Genomic DNA, 15,957 nt, shown 5'->3' with positions numbered 1-15,957 from the left:
CATGGCGCAGGATAATCAACAACGCCGAGATCATGCGGCCCACTCCGCGGCGGCGGCCGGCGATGCGGCGCGCCTGCAACTCATCGAGACGGCCGGCTTCGCCGACTACGCGCTCCTCGACAGTGGCGCCGGGCGCAAGCTCGAGCGCTTCGGCTCCATCGTCGTCGATCGCCCCGAGCCGCAGGCCCTGTGGTCGCCGCGGGCTCCGGAGCGCGAGTGGCGGCACGCGCACGCGGTGTTCTCCGGCGACGACGAAGAGGAGAAGGGGCGCTGGCGCATCGACAGGCCGGTGCCGGAGAGCTGGCCGGTGAAGGTCGGCGCCGCGACGATGCTGTGCCGGCTGGCGAGCTTTCGGCACATGGGTCTCTTCCCCGAGCAGATGCCGCACTGGGAGTGGATGCTGGCGCGGCTCGCCGAGAAGCGCGGCGAGACGCCGCGCGTTTTGAATCTTTTCGCCTATACGGGTGCGGCGACGCTGCTCGCCGCGGCGGCAGGGGCGCATGTCACCCACGTCGATGCGTCGAAGAAGGCGATTGCTTGGGCGAAGGAGAACCAGGCTGCGTCGGGCCTCACCGCGGCGCCGATCCGCTGGATGCTCGATGATGCCGCCAAGTTCGCCGCCCGCGAGGTGCGACGCGGCAAGACATACCACGTCATTCTCGTCGACCCGCCGAAGTTCGGGCGCGGTCCCGATGGCGAGGTGTGGGACCTGTTCACCAGCCTGCCGCCGCTGATGCGCGACTGCGCGGCGCTGCTGGCACCGGGTGCCGCATTGGTGCTGACCGTCTACGCGATCCGCGCCTCGGCGCTGGCCTTCGATCAGCTCTGTCGCGAGGTGCTCTCGGGCCGCGGGGGCTCATACCAGTCGGGCGAGCTCGCCATTCGCGAAGCGAGCGGCGAGCGTGCCGTGCCGACCTCGCTGTTCACGCGCTGGAGCCCGGCATGACGGTTGCGCCGAAGGCCATCACCAGCCTGCAGAACGAGCGCGTGAAGGCGATCCGGGCCCTGGAGATGCGCAAGGAGCGCAAGGAGACGGGTCTGTTCGTCGCCGAGGGCATCTCGCTGCTCGTCACCGCGCGCGACAACGGTTTTGTGCCGCAGACGCTCGTCTATCGCTCCGGCAGTGCCACGAGCGGCATCGCGCAGGGCCTCGTCGCCTGGGCGCTTCAGGCAGGCGTCGAATGCCTCGAGGTCTCCGAAGCCGTGCTCGGCAAGCTTTCCTCGAAAGACAATCCGCAGAGCATGATGGGTGTGTTCAAGCAGCGCTGGGCCGAGTTGCCGCCGGCCGCGCGCGTCGCGCGCGAGGCGGTGTGGCTGGCGCTCGAGGAGGTGCGCGACCCGGGCAATCTCGGCACCATTATCCGCACCGCCCATGCCGTCGGTGCCGCCGGCATTATTCTCGTCGGGGCCAGCTGCGATCCTTATTCGCACGAGTGCGTGCGCGCGACCATGGGCTCGGTGTTCGCCGTGCCGCTGGCGCGACTGCAGCGCGATGCCTTTCTGCGCTGGATCGACGGCTGGCAAGGCGACATCGTCGGCACGCACCTCGATGCCGAGGATGACTTCCGCAAGGTCAAGTACCGCGCTCCGGTGCTGCTGATGATGGGCAGCGAGGGTCCGGGATTGTCGGAGCCGCTCACCGCAGCGTGCACACGCCTCGTCAAGATTCCCATGGCCGGCGGCCTCGACTCGCTCAATCTGGCGGTCGCCACCGCGCTGGTGCTCTACCAGATCCGCGGCCCTTACCTAGCGCTGTGACCCCATGCGCATCGAATATCACCGCACGCTCATCGCCGACCGCGTGCGCAATGCCGCGTTCGAGGCTGCGCTGCGCGGGGTAATCGAGAAGGGGGTCACGACCGTCGCCGATATCGGCACCGGCACCGGGCTATTGGCGCTGATGGCGGCGCGCTTGGGGGCGCGCGAGGTGTTTCTCTATGAGGTGGCCGAGGTCGCCGGTGTCGCGGCGAAGATCTTGAAAACCAACAGCGCGCGCAAATGCCACCTCATTCCGTGCCACTCGATCGAGATGGTCGATCCGCCCAAGGTCGACGTGGTCGTTTCCGAGACGCTCGGCAACTACGCGTTCGAGGAGCACATCATCGAGACGCTGGCCGATGCCAAGAAGCGCTTCTTGAAGTCAGGCGGGGTGATGATCCCGCGACGGTTGGAGCAGTACGTGGCACCGGTCGTCAGCGACCGCATCCAGCGCGAGTTCGCCGCCTGGGACGAGACGGGCTTCGATCTCTCCGTCGCCAAAACGATGAGTCTCAACAACATCTACGTGCGCACCCTGGCGACTGACGAGCTGCTGGAGTCGAGGCAATGGGACAGCATCGACTTCGGCACCGATACCCGCTCGAGCCGCAAGGGTGGGGCAAGCTGGCGAATTAGGTCGGCGACAACCGTCTACGGTTTTGCCGCGTGGTGGAAGGCGGAGCTGGCGCCCGGCATCACGTTATCGACGGCGCCGGATGCGCCGCGTACGCACTGGGAGCAGCTCTATTTTCCGCTGCTAACGCCCATTGCCGCCAAGGCAGGCGATACGGTTGCCGTCACGTTGCGCTCGCGCACGTCAGCCGAAGCGGGGACGAACCTTGCCTGGGTGGCGACGCACCGCGACGCAAAAGGGCGCGAGACCGCGCGCCAGTCGCTCAGCCTCGACAAGGGTTTTCTGCCCTAGGTCTTAGACGCGCAGCATGAGCGAGGCCGAGGCGACGATGGCCCCGGCGATGGCGAGGGTCGTAACCCACGCCATGGCGTGGCGCGCGCGCTCTTTGCGCTGCGCACGGCGCGCCGTGTCTAGCCATTCGGCGCTCGGGGGCGGCGATGCGACATAGCCGAGATCGTCGATCACTTCTTCAATCGAGCGCGGGTCGGAGGGAAGCGGCAGCGCGGGGGGCTCGGCGGCCGTCGGCGCCGAAGGAGCAGGAGAAAGTTCCGTTGCCGATTTGGCGATGACACCGGCAACATCGCCGTGTACCGCTTCGATGCGGGCGAGACGGCTCATCAAGGGCCGGTGGTGCATGACGCGCGCAATGTCGTCGGCGAGCCGTCGATCCTCGGGGCCGTCAAAGTCGGGCTTCACCTGAGCACGGGCAGGCATCGGCAGTTCTCCCTCGAAGTGGAAGGCATCCAACGCATTCCGCAACTGGGAACCGGACACGAGACGCAGGTGAGAACCGCGCGGCTGGAGGAGGGACGTGTTACGCAAGCGAAGGTGGGGGGCATGCATGGCAGGGCACCTCGAAAGATGACGCAGCATGGTCCCCGCGACCATTCGGGCGGACCTGCGGACTAGCCGCCGAAGCGCCCGAACATTAAAAAAGCCTAGCTACATGGCCGCAGCGTGGCAATGATTCGCCCGCGCGGAACAAAAATCCTGGGGGAGAGCGACATGCTGGTGATGGTGCTTGGCCTAGTGCTGTTCTTCGCGATCCACTTGGTGCCGTCCAACGTGGAGCTGAGGAACGGTCTCATCGCGCGCTTTGGCGAGGGCGGCTACAAGGCGGTCTTTGCTGCGTTGTCGTTGGTTGGCCTGACGCTGATCGTGCTCGGCTTCTACAAGCTGCAGCTTCACCCCGGCAAAAACCCGATTCTGTGGGAGCCGCCGATCTGGACGCGGCATCTGGCCCTCGCGCTGATGCTGCCGGCGATGATCGCGCTCGTCGCGACGTACGTCCCCTCGCACATCCACGTCATGCTCAAGCACCCGATGCTGGTGGCGATCAAGATCTGGGCGCTGGCGCACCTGCTCGCCAACGGCGATCTCGCCTCCCTGGTGTTGTTCGGCGGCTTCCTCGCCTTCGCGGTCTATGACCGCATCTCGGTGAAGCGGCGCGGCGATCTTGGACCACTCGGAAAAGGTGCTGGCCCGTGGATCAACGACGTCATCGTCGTGGTGGTGGGTACGGCGCTCTATGCCGCCATCGCCCTCTACCTGCATGAGTTCGTCATCGGCGTCCCGCCGCTAGTGTGATGATCGAGAAGTCCGCCATATCGCATCGGGCTGGGTGGTGCAGCGGACTTCTCGATCTGAATCACACTAGAATAGTTAAGTTGGCTAGTGTCCTTCAGATCGCGAAATTCGTTCCAACCGCGCTGAGACGAATTTCGCGATCAGGACACTAGCATGAGCGGGCGGCTCATCGGCATCGCGCGGCGGGAAGCGCGGCGGGCGCAGATGCAGACGGTCGACAGCGTCGAGATAAGCGTCGAAACCGGGGTCTCTGGCGACCACAAGGGCGCCAAGTTCAAGCGGAGGGCGGTCACGATCCTAGCGCGCGAGGACTGGGAGGCGGCACTCGCCGACCTCGGAGCAAACGGCGAAGCCGTGGCGCTCAATTGGACAGCGCGGCGCGCCAACTTGCTGGTCGAGGGTGTGCGCCTGCCGCGGGCCATCGGGGCGACGCTGCGCATCGGCCCCGTCTTGCTCGAGGTGACATATCCGACGACGCCGTGTGCACGCATGGACGAGGCGCACGCCGGTCTGCGCAAGGTGCTGCATCCCGAATGGCGTGGCGGCGTCACGTGCAAGGTGCTGGAAGGCGGCCGCATCTCGATCGGCGATGACGTCACCGCCGTGCACTCGCCGCCCGAGCGTCAGATCCGTCTGCCGGGTTAAGCCGTGCAAACTGTCATCCCGGAAGCCGAGCGTGAGCGAGGTTATCCGGGATGACAGCATAGTACTTATCAATAGTACCGCGTCTCCGAGGTATCCGATCGGCTGCGCCACGGCTCGACGACGAATTCCGTCCGCGCGCTGGTCTCTCGGCTGAGCCCGTAATCGGAGATGATGAACGAGGAGCCCGGCTTCATCAGCTCGGCGAGCTGGTCGACGGCCTCTTTCGGGATATCGATGCGCTCGAGCGCCGCCGCCGGGTCGGCATCGTGGCCGCCAGCCACGACCGGCACCTCGTCCTCGTGCCGGCGCTTCTTGCGCCGCGCATACTGCACGGTCTGCGACGGCTTCAACGTTACCGAGTGCCAGCGCAGCGCCTTCTCCCCGTCGGTGAAGGTCGTTGCCGTGAGCACGTGCGTGCCGAGCGGTCTGCCGGGCTCGGAGATGGTCACCGGAACGTCCATGACCTGCACGAAACCGAGCTTGGCGACGAGGCGGCCGGTCTTGCCGCTGATGAACACGGAGATGGGATAGTCCTTGCGCGCTTCGAGGGCGTCGGCGGCAGCCAGCGCGTCTTTGGCGCTGGCAACGACGGTCTCGGCCTGCTTCACGTCCTCGACCGCGACCTTGCGTGCCTTTTCCAAGGCGCCGGCGTCGGCGACGGCCTGCTTGGCCTTGGCAGTTTGCGCCTCGGCGGCGCGCTTGGCGGCAGCGGCGGCGTCGGCCGCATCGAGCATTTTCGCCTCTTCGGCGACTTCCTCGGCCGACTGCTTCTCTAGCGTCGCGGCATCGAGCTGCGCCACGTCCACCTTGGCCATCTTAGCCGTCAGAGAGGTGAAACGTGACGCCGCACTGTCAGCCGCCTTTGCGGCCTTGCGCGCCAGCTCGGCAAGGCGCCCTTCCTCATTGCGCTCCTTGCGGATGGTTTCCTTGGCCTCCTGCGCGGCGGCCGTTGCGGCCTTCGCCTGGTCCTCGGCGGCGGCCTTGGCATTCTCCGCCTCGACGATAGCGGTGACCAGGCGGTTGCGCTCGGCGGCGCGCTGCGCGGCGGCCATGCCACGCGTGCGCACTCCCTCGCCAGCCGCGGCGGGGCTCACACCAATGATATTCGAGGCCCCGGTCGCCGCAGCCTGTACGGTCGCCGCATCGTTCTGCACGACGTTGTCGGGCGGCAGCGGCCCGATGAGGTGCGGGCTGTTGAACTCTGCCGGCGTCAGGTCCTCGTTGCTGATGACGACACGGGCGCCGATCTCGGTGATGCCGAACAGGTTGCGCGCAAAGCTATAGGGAAGACGTATGCAACCATGCGAGGCCGGATAGCCTGGCAGGTCACCGGCGTGCATGGCGACCCCAGAGTTGGTGACGCGCTGCATGAACGGCATCGGCGCGCCGCCGTAGAGGTTCGAATAGTGGTAGCGGTTCTTCTCGAGAATGCTGAAAATGCCGGTCGGCGTGGGGTGGCCGCTCATGCCGCTGGAGATCGGCGACTTGGCGATCTGCTTGCCGTCGTCATAGACGGTGACCGTCTGCTTGCTGAGCGAAACGACCAGCACCAGCGGGCCGCTCGGCTTGGGCAGCGCCGTCGCAGGCTTCTCGTCGGTCGGCTCGATGTAGCGCGGTGCAGCGCGGCGGCGGACGCGCGGCTTGGGCTGCCAGGGCCCCGGGTTACCCCACGACCCCCACTGATAGAACTGCGCCTCGGCGCGTTCGGGCGTCGCTGCAACCAGCAATCCACCTGCGAGAAACGCTACGAGAGTGGAAACGCGGAGGCTGCCGACTACGGCGCCAAGGTCGGATTTCGCAATCGTTTGCAAGGAGGGCCCCCGAACGAAATTTGAGAGTGTCTCTGAAGAGATCGATCTATATGATGATTTTAACCCTAAATCTTCGTTAGCAAGGTGCTGAAATCGAACTCCTTTCAAACATCGTCGGTGGGCGCGGCGCCCGCGGCACTGGTTTGCGGGCGTGAGGATCACTAGGTTGCCGCGACGGCGACCCTTTGAAAGAGTATCCTGACCTTCATGTCCGTGCATAGCACCCAAAAGCGACTGATGGCGCCCGATATCGCGGCGATGAAAAAGCGCCGGGAGCCGATCGTGGCCCTCACCGCCTATCATGCGCATACGGCCGCCATTGCTGACCGCTATTGCGACTTCCTGCTCGTCGGCGACAGCCTCGGGATGGTTATGCATGGCTATGAGACAACCATACCGGTACCCCTCGATCTGATGATCATGCACGGGCGCGCTGTGGTGCGCGGCGCCCGGCGCGCGCTCGTTATCGTCGACATGCCGTTCGGCTCCTACGAGGAGAGCCCGGCCGTCGCCTTCAGAAACTGCGCGAAGGTGATGAAAGAGACCGACTGTGGCGCCGTTAAGATTGAAGGCGGCCGGCGCATGGCGGAAACGATCCGCTATCTCGTCGAGCGCGGCATCCCGGTGATGGCCCACATCGGGCTGACGCCGCAGTCGGTGAACGTCATCGGCGGCTTCAAGGCGCAGGGACGCACGCGCGAGGAATGGGCGGCGATCGAGGACGACGCGCGCCTCGTCGCCGAAGCCGGCGCGTTCGCAATCTTGCTCGAGGCGATCACCGAGCCGCTCGCCGCGCGCATCACCGCCTCTGTTCCCATTCCGACCATCGGCATCGGGGCCTCCAATGCCTGCGACGGGCAGATTCTCGTCATGGAAGACATGCTGGGCATCAGTCCGCGGGTGCCGCGCTTCGTCAAGAAGTTCGGCAAGGTCGGCGAGGCCATCGAGGACGCCATCCGCGCCTATGCCGGCGACGTGCGCACGCGCGCCTTCCCGACCCCAGAGCATACCTACGCGATGCAGGATGGGTCCCCCACGGAGGAGCGCCGGGTGGTCGAGCGCATCGGGGCAACGGCCGGAAGAGCCACGAAAAAGTCGAAAACGCCGAGCAGCAAGGCATAAGCGGCGCCTGTGGCCCCGCCCCGGGTTCGGCCTTAAGGCCGATCAATCGCTTGCGCAGGGGATGCCGTCGGCTATGTATGCGGCTTCCAGATGCCCGGCCGGGCCTCTGATAAGAAACGCGCCAAGGTTCAGGGGCTGAAAGAGCGAGCGATGGCACAACAGGACGATGGTCTTCTCCGCGAAGTCGAAGAAGAGCTGAGGCGCGAACGCCTCGAGAAGATCTGGAAGGAGTACGGCACCTATATCATCGCGGCCGCCGCCGCGATTGTGCTGGTCGTGCTGGGCTTCAAGTATTGGGAAAGCTATCGCCTCAGCGCCGCGCAGGAGTCCGGTGCGCGCTATGAAGACGCGCTGCTCCTCCTCAACGACAAGAAGGAGGGCAGCGCCGAGAAGGAATTCGAGAAGATTGCTGCCGACGGAGCCGGCGGCTATCGGGCCTTGGCGCAGCTGCAACTCGCCGGGGCGCAAAGCAAGCAAGGCAAGAAGGCAGAGGCGCTTGCGACTTACGAGGCACTCGCCGGTGACAGCGGCGCCGACGCGATGCTGCGCGAGTTCGCGCGGCTGCAGGCGGCTGGCCTGCGCCTCGGCGAGGCCGACTTTACCGAGATGGAGAATCGGCTCACCCCTCTCATGGCTGACGACAGCCCGTGGCGCTACAGTGCCCGCGAGCTGTTGGGCTTGGCCGCCTACAAGGCCGGTAAGACGACCGAGGCACGCACCATCCTGACGCCGCTGTTCGTCGATAGGTCGACCCCGCAGAGCATCGCCGAACGCGCGCAGATCGTGATGGCCGAGATCGCCGGCGGGGAGATTGCCAAGAAGGCGGCCGAGGCGCCGGCTCCGGGTGCCGCCGCCGCGTCTAGTGGGGGAGCGCCGTCGGCGAACGCGACAACGCCGGGGACAACGCCGCCAGCCAAGAAGGACTGAGGGGGATATATGAGGGGTGGGACGCGGCGGAGCAGTTTGATCGGCGCGGGACTTTGCTCCTTCGTGCTGCTCTCCGGCTGCGCTGGCGACGGACCCTCGCTCCCAAAGCTCGCCAATCTCAACCCCTTCGCCGAAAAGGCCGTGCCGCTGCCCGGCAAGCGCATTCCCGTCATGCAGGCCCAGGGGCCGGTGACGGGCGAACTCGCCGATGCCTTCGCGCCGATCACGCTGCCGGCACCGCGCGCCAACGACAACTGGGCGCAGCCGGGTGGCGAGCCAAACAATTCGCCTGGAAATCTCGCCTTCGGCGGAGCGGCCAACGTCGTTTGGAACGCCGATGCCGGCACCGGCTCGGGGAGTGTCGGACGACTGACGGCAAGGCCGATCGTCTACGACGGCCGCGTCTACACGCTCGATGCCGAAGGTACGGTGAGCGCCTTTTCGACGTCGGGCGGCTCGGCGATCTGGCGCACATCATTAAAGCCACAGCGCGAGAAGAGCGGGAGCTGGTTCTCGCTCGGCGGCGGCAGCAGCGGCGGTGGCTTCGGCGGCGGCCTCGCGGTCGACGGCGGCCGGCTGTACGCGGCGAGCGGCTATGGCAATGTCGTCGCCATCGATCCGCAGAACGGCAAGGCGATCTGGGAGAAGCAGCTCGAGGCACCGGTGCGCTCCTCGCCGACCGCCGTGGGCGACCGCGTGTATGTAATTGCGCTCGATGGGCGCTTCTTCTGCCTGGCCGGAGCCGACGGCGGCGAGCTGTGGTCGGTGCGCGGCCTGCCACAGCAGGCGAGCCTCATCAACAACGCCAGTCCCGCGGTCGACGGCGACATCGTCGTCGTGCCGTATCCCTCCGGCGATCTCGTTGCGCTGAAGGTGGCCGACGGCTCGTCGGCGTGGTCGGAAAATCTCGCACGCACGCGCACGACATCGCAGGTCGCCTCGATGAGCGACGCGGCACGTCCGGCCATCGACGGCGGCACGGTCTTCGCCATCGGCCACGCGGGCCGCATGGTCGCGACGCAGGCGGCGAGCGGGGAGCGGCTGTGGTCGATCAACGTCCCCGGCACGCAGACGCCGTGGGTAGCCGGTGGCAGCGTGTTCGTCGTCGACACGCAGGGTCAGCTCATGGCGCTGTCGCGCCAGGACGGCAAGACGCAATGGACGACCAAGCTTCCAGGAAATGCCGCTTGGGCGGGACCGACGCTGGCGGGCGACCATCTGTGGCTCACATCCACGAGCGGGGCCCTGGTCAGCGTCGAGGCGACGACGGGCCGCATCGCCGCTCAGAAGGAGCTCGGCAGCGCCATCTACATCGCGCCGGTGGTCGCCCAGGGGCGGATGTATGTGCTCACTGACAGCGCCAAGCTCATCGCGCTCAACTAGCTGAGCTTAACCGAACGGTCGGCGCACCTCTCTATCCTCGCAACAGCGAATGCGCGATAAGCGCCGCTCAACGAAGTCGCGTCTGGCCCATCCTGCATGTCCTCTCCGCCCGTCATCGCCATCATCGGCCGGCCCAACGTCGGTAAGTCGACGCTGTTCAACCGGCTGACCGGCAAACGCTCGGCTCTCGTCTCCGACGTGCCCGGACTGACGCGCGACCGGCGCGAGGAGGAAGCCGACCTTGCCGGCCATCCGGTGACGATCGTCGACACCGCTGGCCTGGAGCAGGCCAAACGCGGCTCGATTGCCGAGCGCATGCGCCAGCAGAGCGAGGCGGCAGTTGCCGCCGCCGATCTCATTCTGTTCGTCATCGATGCCCGCGAAGGCATCACGCCCGACGACAAGTCGTTCTCCAGATTGGTGCGCGCCTCCGGCCGTCCCGTCGTGCTCGTCGCCAACAAGAGCGAAGGCCGCGCCGGCGAGGAGGGTTTCTATGCGGCGTTCGAGCTCGGCTTCGGCGAGCCGGTCGCCATCTCGGCCGAGCACGGCGAGGGTCTCGCCGATCTTCTCACCGAGATGATGGCGGCGCTGGGCTTGAAAGAGGCGCGCGAGGCCGATGCTGAGGTGCCGGCCACGGCGCGCCCGATCCGCGTCGCCATCGTCGGCCGCCCCAACGCCGGCAAGTCCACGCTCGTCAATGCGATCCTCGGCGAGGAGCGGATGATCACCGGCCCGGAGCCGGGGCTGACGCGCGATTCGGTGCCCAGCGATGTCGAGTGGTCGGGACGCAAAATTCGCCTGTTCGACACCGCCGGGCTGCGGCGCAAGGCGAAGATCACCGAGACGGCCGAGAAGCTCAGCGCCTCCGACGCCATCCGCGCCATCCGTTTCGCCGAGGTGGTGGTGTTGCTCATCGACGCCGAGCGTCCGTTCGAGCACCAGGATCTGACGATCGGCGATCTCGTCACCGAGGAGGGCCGCGCGCTTGTCGTCGCCGTCAACAAGTGGGACCTCGTCGAGGACAAGCAGGGAAAGCTCAAGCAGCTGCGCGAGACGCTGAGCGAGAGGCTGTCGCAAGTACCCGGCGTGGCGCTGGTGCCGCTATCGGCGCTGAGCGGACGCGGCATCGACAAGCTGGCGAAGGCGGTGCTGGAGGCCTACGACACTTGGAACCGTCGCGTTTCGACACCGGATCTCAACCGTTGGCTCGCGGAGGCGCTGGGGCGGCACGCGCCGCCCGCCGTCAGCGGTCGGCGCATCAAGATCCGCTACATCACGCAGCCGTCGACGCGGCCACCAACGTTCATCGCCTTCTGCTCGCGCCCTGAGGAGTTGCCAAAGTCGTACCTGCGCTATCTCACCAACAGTCTGCGCGAGGCATTCGATCTTCCCGGCGTGCCGCTGCGCATCAATCTGCGCAAGGGCGATAATCCGTTCGCTAAGCATAAGAGCTGAGGGCGTTTTTTCGCCCGCGAGGCGGCGCGGTCACTGGTCTTGGCGGAAGCGCTGAGCTACCTTGGATTCGCGAGCCTGCGGTGGGGGCACGGCTCGGGGGCCGCGAGCCCGAGGGGAAGCTCTAAAGAGAAACTGAGATCAATGCACAGGTGCTCACACGGCCGGGCGCGCCCGGTGATACGTGCAGCCGCGGCGGGTGCGGCTGCGCTCATGATGTTTGCCTGCGGTTCAGCGGCCAACGCCTACTCGGCGCGCGTCAACTCCGCGTGCGAGCGCGATTACTATCGCTTCTGTGCGAAGTACTCGATCGGAACGCCCGAGTTGCGCAGTTGCATGCTCGCCTCGCGCCGCGCGCTGTCGCGCCGCTGCGTTGACGCCTTGGTGGCCGCCGGCGAAGTGCCGAAGCGGTACCTGACGAGCGTCAAGCGCTGAGTAGCGACGACAAGCATTGAGGAAAATGCAGCGGACGGGAGCTGCGGCGAACCCTAAGATGCCGCCAAGCTCACCGCCCGCACGGACGACAGCCGCACGTCTGGCGCCGATCCGGACCCCGATAAGTAGGTAAGGCACCTGCGCGGCGCAAGGGCAAATCGCCTTTGCGCCGCAGCATGTCGTTGCCTAGCTCTGCGTGGAGTGCAACGCGCGCCGGGATGAGTATACTTGCTGCATGGCAGAGCAAGATTCACCGCCGCCGACCGAGGTTCTGTTCTACCACCTCGAGCAGCAGCCCCTTGAGCGCGTGCTCCCTAGCCAGGTGGAGAAGACACTCGAGCGCGGATGGCGCGCCGTGGTGCAGGCGGGCTCGCAGGAGCGCTTGGCGGCCATTGATTTGGCGCTGTGGACGTACAAGGAAGACAGCTTTCTCGCCCACGGTGCCGCGAAGGATGGGTACGCCGCCGAGCAACCCGTCTATCTGACGACGACCGGGGAGACGCCGAACGGCGCCGGCGTGCGCTTTCTCGTCGATGGTGCGGAGGCGGAAGCGTTCTCGGGCTTCGTGCGCATCGTCTACATGTTCGATGGCAACGACGCCGACGCGGTCAAGGCGGCGCGCGGACAATGGACGGCCGCAAAGAGCGCCGGCTGCCCGGTCACCTACTGGCAGCAAAGCGCGGCCGGAAAGTGGGAACGCAAGGCCTGAGGCCGCGCCGGGGCGCGCCGCGCAAAAAGAAGCCCCGCGGGGGGGAGCGCGGGGCTTCAAGTTGAGGAGGAGACGGGGAGCTAACCCGCAAGAGCGCTTCACGAGCGTGGTCCTTCCGGGCTCTCGATGAAGTGATACTGCCAGCCACATAGGCCGCTCGCCGTTCCCTGGGGAACAGGGCCGAAAAATCTCGCCGATCCTCTCGCACCGAGCCGGGCCAGCCGCCTTGACAGGTCGGCATCGCCGCGCTGAAGCGTGCGCATGAACTACCGCCACGCCTACCACGCCGGTAATTTCGCGGACGTCGTCAAGCACGCCGTGCTGGCGCTCGTGATCGAGCACATGAAGCTAAAGCCGGCGCCGTTCCGCGTCATCGACACGCACGCCGGCGTCGGGGTCTATGACCTTGCCTCCGAGCCGGCGCAGAAGACTGGCGAGTGGCGCGAGGGGATCGGCCGCGTGATGGACGCGGCGTTCACCCCACGCGCGGCGGAGCTGCTGGCGCCCTACCTCGGCGTCGTGCGCGCGCTCAATCCGCAAGGGGGGCTGAAGCATTATCCGGGCAGTCCGCTCGTTGCGCGCCGGCTTATGCGCTCAGGGGACCGCCTCATCGTCAACGAGCTGCATCCCGAGGATCAGAGCGAGCTGCAGCGGCTGTTTGCGCGCGACCGGCAAGTCAAGGTCATGGCGCTCGATGCGTGGGTGGCGATCAAGGCATTGTTGCCCCCGCCCGAGCGGCGCGGCGTGACGTTGATCGATCCGGCCTTCGAGGAAGTGGGGGAGCTCGACAGGCTCATCGATGCTCTACGCGAGGCCACACGGCGTTTCGCAACCGGCACGTCTCTGTTGTGGTATCCGATCAAGGAGATGCGGCCCGTGGCCAGCTTCCGCCGCAAGGTGGCTGCGCTCGGCTTGCCGCGGGCGACGGCGATCGAGGTGATGATCCGCGGCGCGGACAACGAGACGCGCCTCAATGGTGCAGGACTGGTCGCCGTCAATGCGCCGTTTACGCTGGCGGCAAATCTCGAGGCCCTGCTGCCCGAGCTGGTGCGCGTGCTGGCACAAGGAAAAGGCGCAGATTTTCGCCTCGAGGAGCTGGGCAGCGAGGCCGCCAAGTGGGGCAAAACGCCTCGCTAACGCTTGCCTCGTGGTTTCTTTTCTCCGATACTTCTGCCGCTCGGGCAGCCGATCGACCCGGCGGAGACCAAGTGTAGCTTTGAGATTGTGGCGCGCATGTCGTTCTCCCGCGCTTTATTTCCCCCGCATTGCGAACAGTTTCCCGAGCCTTCCCCCGGTGCGGTCTCGCTTGAGCCGCGCCGTTTTCGTTGACTGCGCACGTTAGGAGATTTCGCGATGCGCCAGAGCGGCACTGTCAAATTTTACAATGCCCAAAAGGGCTATGGCTTCATCAAGCCCGACGACGGCGGCAAGGACGTGTTCGTGCACGTGACCGCAGTTGAGCGCGCCGGTATCGGCAATCTCGACGAGGGCGCGCGCATTTCGTTCGAGACCGAGCCCGACAAGCGCGGCAAGGGACCCAAAGCGGTCAACCTTCAAGCTTCCTGAAGGCCGTTCGGCGCCATGCAATTGCTTTGCATGGCGTCACCGGGCGGCCACGATCCCCGAGCTTTTTTTGCTGTACGCGCGTCCGCCATGGGCAACGGCGCGCGTCTGCGGCAATCTCCCGTCATCGTTTAAGCGATGTCCGGGGAGCTTACAGATGATCAAGTTGTCCTGCGCGGCCGCGCTGGCCGTTTCCCTCGTTGGCGCCGGCTTTGCCGGCAGCGCCGAAGCCGCCTGCTTCAAGAAGACCGCCTCGGGCACCGCGACGTCCCTCGACGGCGCCAAGTTCCAGGTGAAGGAAGCGATCCTGCAATCGTTCGACTGGGGCGTGTGGGCGGCGTTCATGGCCACCGGCTCGACCCCCGGCTATCGCGTCAGCACCCCGGCCTACAAGTGCTCGCCGGGCGGCCTCGGCTACAACTGCCGCGGCACGTCGACGATCTGCAAGACAGGCTGAGCTCGGGGCGAGCGCGCCGGATCGGGACAATTTTTCCGGTCCCGTTAACCATTCGCTCAATAGCTCGGTAGGATGATGGAAGCTCCAGCGAGGCCCAATTGCCCGGCCGGAGTTCCAGCCTGTGCGTCCGGCGTGGTTACCGGGTGACAGGGGCGCGCAAAAAGCCGGTCGACTTGGAGATTTGCCCTCTGCCGGAGCGTTTTTCGTTACATTCAGCCCCCATATGGGGTGGTTAGAACCAACAAGGACTGGATCATGAGCCTTTATCGGATCTGCACGGGGGTTTTCGTCGCCGCCGGCTTCTTGATGCTTGCCACCCTGGGCGGGGCTGGCGATTACGTCGCTCCGGGCGCCAAGGCGGGCGAATATACGCAGAAGAAGAAGGCCGCACGCCGCCAGAAGGGTCGCGCATACGCCGTCGAGCAGGGTTCCACGCCCGAGGAAATCGCTCGCTATTTCGCGCTGTACGGTGGCTACATCGATCCGTACATCAACAAGCAGTCTCCGGGCGGGCCGTTCGACAGCGGCTTCTTTTTCGATTCGGGCATCGGCCCCAATGGTGGCGATTCACCTTACATGAATTGATCCGCCTTAAGTGCCGCGCTTGCGCTGCATTTGTCCTGCACACCTTTGCGGGCCCAAAGTCTAGGCAGGGGCATGGCGCGCCGCTATAAGGCTTTGGAATCGGACATTTGTCCGTCGGGGGACATTCCAATGCGCGCTAAGCCATCGCTCGCCTTAGCTTCGGTGCTCGTGGGTGCGCTCGCTGCACTGTCGGCGCCGGCGGATGCGGCCTGTAAGAAGTTCGGCTTCACGGTCAACGACTACGGCAAGGAAGGCCCGACCAACGACGCCAAGAACCTGCTCGACAAGCACATTGCCGAGTGGGCGGCACAGAATGGTGTCGCCGAGTATCAGACCGGCAAGAAGAGCGTAAGTTGCGAGCTCTTCCTCGACGTCATCCTGTTCGACGAGCACACCTGCACCGCCTCCGCCACCGTATGTTGGGGCCCAGGTGTGAAGCCAAACAACAAGACCGGCGAGCAGACGGCCGACGCCGCGGCCGACGATGCCGGCGACGCAGCTCCGCCAGCGCCAATGCGCAAGGCCGAGGCGCTGGGGATTGCCCCGCAGCAGACCGCCGCCACTGCTCCGACGCCGACGACGGAAGCGGCCGCTCCACTCGCCGGAGCCGCTGAAGCTGTGGCGCCAGCAGCGCCGACTGCCCCCATAGAGCAGGCTACCGCGCCGGCGGAGTCGCCGGCCGCAACACCGGCGGTGCAAACGACGGCACCTGCCGATCAGGCGCAAACGTCTCCCGCGGCCCCGGCGAGTGGCGCGGCGGTCGAGACCGGTGCGCTGCAGGCGGGTGCCGGGATGGCCGCCGCGCCTGCCGCGGAGAAGCCCAAGGCGGCGCCAGCCATCTCCGAGAAGGATCGCGCAGCCGCCGCTGCCGCGGCCAATGCCGCCAAGG

At 66.2% G+C, this 15,957-nt stretch carries 18 protein-coding genes; 16 read left to right on the top strand and 2 right to left on the bottom strand.

Annotated elements, in window-relative coordinates; all coding sequences use genetic code 11:
• Position 1 precedes the first annotated feature (1 nt).
• The 3 genes from F9K20_RS12535 to F9K20_RS12525 are packed head-to-tail and all read left to right on the top strand — an operon-like array spanning position 2 to position 2,683.
• Positions 2-946: a class I SAM-dependent methyltransferase gene (locus F9K20_RS12535; protein WP_291002070.1), complete on the top strand. Its 945-nt coding sequence runs from the start codon at positions 2-4 to the stop codon at positions 944-946.
• On the top strand, positions 943-1,758 hold the full coding sequence (locus F9K20_RS12530) for an RNA methyltransferase (protein ID WP_291002067.1): 816 nt from the start codon (positions 943-945) through the stop codon (positions 1,756-1,758). Before F9K20_RS12535 ends, F9K20_RS12530 begins: the two co-directional genes overlap by 4 nt.
• Positions 1,759-1,762: 4 nt before the next feature.
• Positions 1,763-2,683: a 50S ribosomal protein L11 methyltransferase gene (locus tag F9K20_RS12525; protein ID WP_291002063.1), complete on the top strand. Its 921-nt coding sequence runs from the start codon at positions 1,763-1,765 to the stop codon at positions 2,681-2,683.
• A gap of 3 nt (positions 2,684-2,686) precedes the next feature.
• Here the strand turns inward: F9K20_RS12525 and F9K20_RS12520 are convergent, their stop codons facing one another.
• Positions 2,687-3,106, bottom strand: a complete 420-nt coding sequence (locus F9K20_RS12520) for a hypothetical protein (RefSeq protein ID WP_291002060.1) — start codon at positions 3,104-3,106, stop codon at positions 2,687-2,689.
• A gap of 291 nt (positions 3,107-3,397) precedes the next feature.
• Between F9K20_RS12520 and F9K20_RS12515 the strand changes: the two genes are divergently transcribed.
• Both F9K20_RS12515 and F9K20_RS12510 read left to right on the top strand, forming a co-directional pair.
• The gene (locus tag F9K20_RS12515; protein ID WP_291002057.1) at positions 3,398-3,979 is read left to right on the top strand and encodes an NnrU family protein; all 582 of its coding nucleotides are present in this window, start codon (positions 3,398-3,400) and stop codon (positions 3,977-3,979) included.
• Positions 3,980-4,132: 153 nt separating this feature from the next.
• Complete coding sequence (locus tag F9K20_RS12510) at positions 4,133-4,624, top strand: MOSC domain-containing protein (RefSeq protein WP_291002054.1); 492 nt, start codon at positions 4,133-4,135, stop codon at positions 4,622-4,624.
• 68 nt (positions 4,625-4,692) lie between these two features.
• Here the strand turns inward: F9K20_RS12510 and F9K20_RS12505 are convergent, their stop codons facing one another.
• Positions 4,693-6,435, bottom strand: coding sequence for a L,D-transpeptidase family protein (locus F9K20_RS12505; protein WP_291002051.1), 1,743 nt, complete (start codon positions 6,433-6,435; stop codon positions 4,693-4,695).
• 207 nt (positions 6,436-6,642) lie between these two features.
• Here F9K20_RS12505 and panB point away from each other — a divergent pair, with 207 nt between their 5' ends.
• From panB to F9K20_RS12450, 11 genes are all read left to right on the top strand, one after another.
• On the top strand, positions 6,643-7,557 hold the full coding sequence (panB, locus tag F9K20_RS12500) for a 3-methyl-2-oxobutanoate hydroxymethyltransferase (RefSeq protein WP_291002048.1): 915 nt from the start codon (positions 6,643-6,645) through the stop codon (positions 7,555-7,557).
• 150 nt (positions 7,558-7,707) lie between these two features.
• Complete coding sequence (locus F9K20_RS12495; RefSeq protein WP_291002045.1) at positions 7,708-8,484, top strand: tetratricopeptide repeat protein; 777 nt, start codon at positions 7,708-7,710, stop codon at positions 8,482-8,484.
• 36 nt (positions 8,485-8,520) lie between these two features.
• Positions 8,521-9,867, top strand: a complete 1,347-nt coding sequence (locus tag F9K20_RS12490; RefSeq protein WP_291002042.1) for a PQQ-binding-like beta-propeller repeat protein — start codon at positions 8,521-8,523, stop codon at positions 9,865-9,867.
• A 96-nt stretch (positions 9,868-9,963) separates the two neighbouring features.
• Entirely contained in the window at positions 9,964-11,322 is a 1,359-nt protein-coding gene (gene der / locus F9K20_RS12485) for a ribosome biogenesis GTPase Der (protein WP_291002039.1), read from the top strand.
• Between the two features lie 210 nt (positions 11,323-11,532).
• Positions 11,533-11,754: a hypothetical protein gene (locus F9K20_RS12480; protein ID WP_291002037.1), complete on the top strand. Its 222-nt coding sequence runs from the start codon at positions 11,533-11,535 to the stop codon at positions 11,752-11,754.
• A 235-nt stretch (positions 11,755-11,989) separates the two neighbouring features.
• Positions 11,990-12,463, top strand: a complete 474-nt coding sequence (locus tag F9K20_RS12475) for a DNA polymerase III subunit chi (protein WP_291002035.1) — start codon at positions 11,990-11,992, stop codon at positions 12,461-12,463.
• A gap of 261 nt (positions 12,464-12,724) precedes the next feature.
• Positions 12,725-13,600 carry a 23S rRNA (adenine(2030)-N(6))-methyltransferase RlmJ gene (locus tag F9K20_RS12470; RefSeq protein ID WP_291002032.1) on the top strand — a complete coding sequence of 292 codons (876 nt, stop codon included), beginning with the start codon at positions 12,725-12,727 and terminating at the stop codon, positions 13,598-13,600.
• 216 nt (positions 13,601-13,816) lie between these two features.
• On the top strand, positions 13,817-14,029 hold the full coding sequence (locus F9K20_RS12465) for a cold-shock protein (protein ID WP_291002029.1): 213 nt from the start codon (positions 13,817-13,819) through the stop codon (positions 14,027-14,029).
• Positions 14,030-14,183: 154 nt separating this feature from the next.
• Positions 14,184-14,483, top strand: coding sequence for a hypothetical protein (locus F9K20_RS12460; protein ID WP_291002026.1), 300 nt, complete (start codon positions 14,184-14,186; stop codon positions 14,481-14,483).
• A 255-nt stretch (positions 14,484-14,738) separates the two neighbouring features.
• Positions 14,739-15,068, top strand: a complete 330-nt coding sequence (locus F9K20_RS12455; RefSeq protein ID WP_291002022.1) for a hypothetical protein — start codon at positions 14,739-14,741, stop codon at positions 15,066-15,068.
• A gap of 129 nt (positions 15,069-15,197) precedes the next feature.
• Positions 15,198-15,957 (top strand): hypothetical protein (locus F9K20_RS12450; RefSeq protein ID WP_291002019.1); only part of this gene is annotated, 760 nt, incomplete at its 3' end.

The organism is Hyphomicrobium sp. (assembly GCF_009026145.1).
Taxonomy (GTDB): Bacteria; Pseudomonadota; Alphaproteobacteria; order Rhizobiales; family Hyphomicrobiaceae; genus Hyphomicrobium_A.
The sequence above is the reverse complement of the archived record's forward strand: the minus strand, read 5'-3'. Positions and strand labels throughout refer to the sequence as shown.

Excerpts from the sequence above, each read along its gene's own strand:
- F9K20_RS12535 (WP_291002070.1), top strand. The coding sequence starts at position 2 with ATGGCGCAGGATAATCAACAACGCCGAGATCATGCGGCCCACTCCGCG.
- F9K20_RS12530 (WP_291002067.1), top strand. The coding sequence starts at position 943 with ATGACGGTTGCGCCGAAGGCCATCACCAGCCTGCAGAACGAGCGCGTG.
- F9K20_RS12525 (WP_291002063.1), top strand. The coding sequence starts at position 1,763 with ATGCGCATCGAATATCACCGCACGCTCATCGCCGACCGCGTGCGCAAT.
- F9K20_RS12520 (WP_291002060.1), bottom strand. The coding sequence starts at position 3,106 with ATGCCTGCCCGTGCTCAGGTGAAGCCCGACTTTGACGGCCCCGAGGAT.
- F9K20_RS12515 (WP_291002057.1), top strand. The coding sequence starts at position 3,398 with ATGCTGGTGATGGTGCTTGGCCTAGTGCTGTTCTTCGCGATCCACTTG.
- F9K20_RS12510 (WP_291002054.1), top strand. The coding sequence starts at position 4,133 with ATGAGCGGGCGGCTCATCGGCATCGCGCGGCGGGAAGCGCGGCGGGCG.
- panB (WP_291002048.1), top strand. The coding sequence starts at position 6,643 with ATGTCCGTGCATAGCACCCAAAAGCGACTGATGGCGCCCGATATCGCG.
- F9K20_RS12495 (WP_291002045.1), top strand. The coding sequence starts at position 7,708 with ATGGCACAACAGGACGATGGTCTTCTCCGCGAAGTCGAAGAAGAGCTG.
- der (WP_291002039.1), top strand. The coding sequence starts at position 9,964 with ATGTCCTCTCCGCCCGTCATCGCCATCATCGGCCGGCCCAACGTCGGT.
- F9K20_RS12480 (WP_291002037.1), top strand. The coding sequence starts at position 11,533 with ATGATGTTTGCCTGCGGTTCAGCGGCCAACGCCTACTCGGCGCGCGTC.
- F9K20_RS12475 (WP_291002035.1), top strand. The coding sequence starts at position 11,990 with ATGGCAGAGCAAGATTCACCGCCGCCGACCGAGGTTCTGTTCTACCAC.
- F9K20_RS12470 (WP_291002032.1), top strand. The coding sequence starts at position 12,725 with ATGAACTACCGCCACGCCTACCACGCCGGTAATTTCGCGGACGTCGTC.
- F9K20_RS12465 (WP_291002029.1), top strand. The coding sequence starts at position 13,817 with ATGCGCCAGAGCGGCACTGTCAAATTTTACAATGCCCAAAAGGGCTAT.
- F9K20_RS12460 (WP_291002026.1), top strand. The coding sequence starts at position 14,184 with ATGATCAAGTTGTCCTGCGCGGCCGCGCTGGCCGTTTCCCTCGTTGGC.
- F9K20_RS12455 (WP_291002022.1), top strand. The coding sequence starts at position 14,739 with ATGAGCCTTTATCGGATCTGCACGGGGGTTTTCGTCGCCGCCGGCTTC.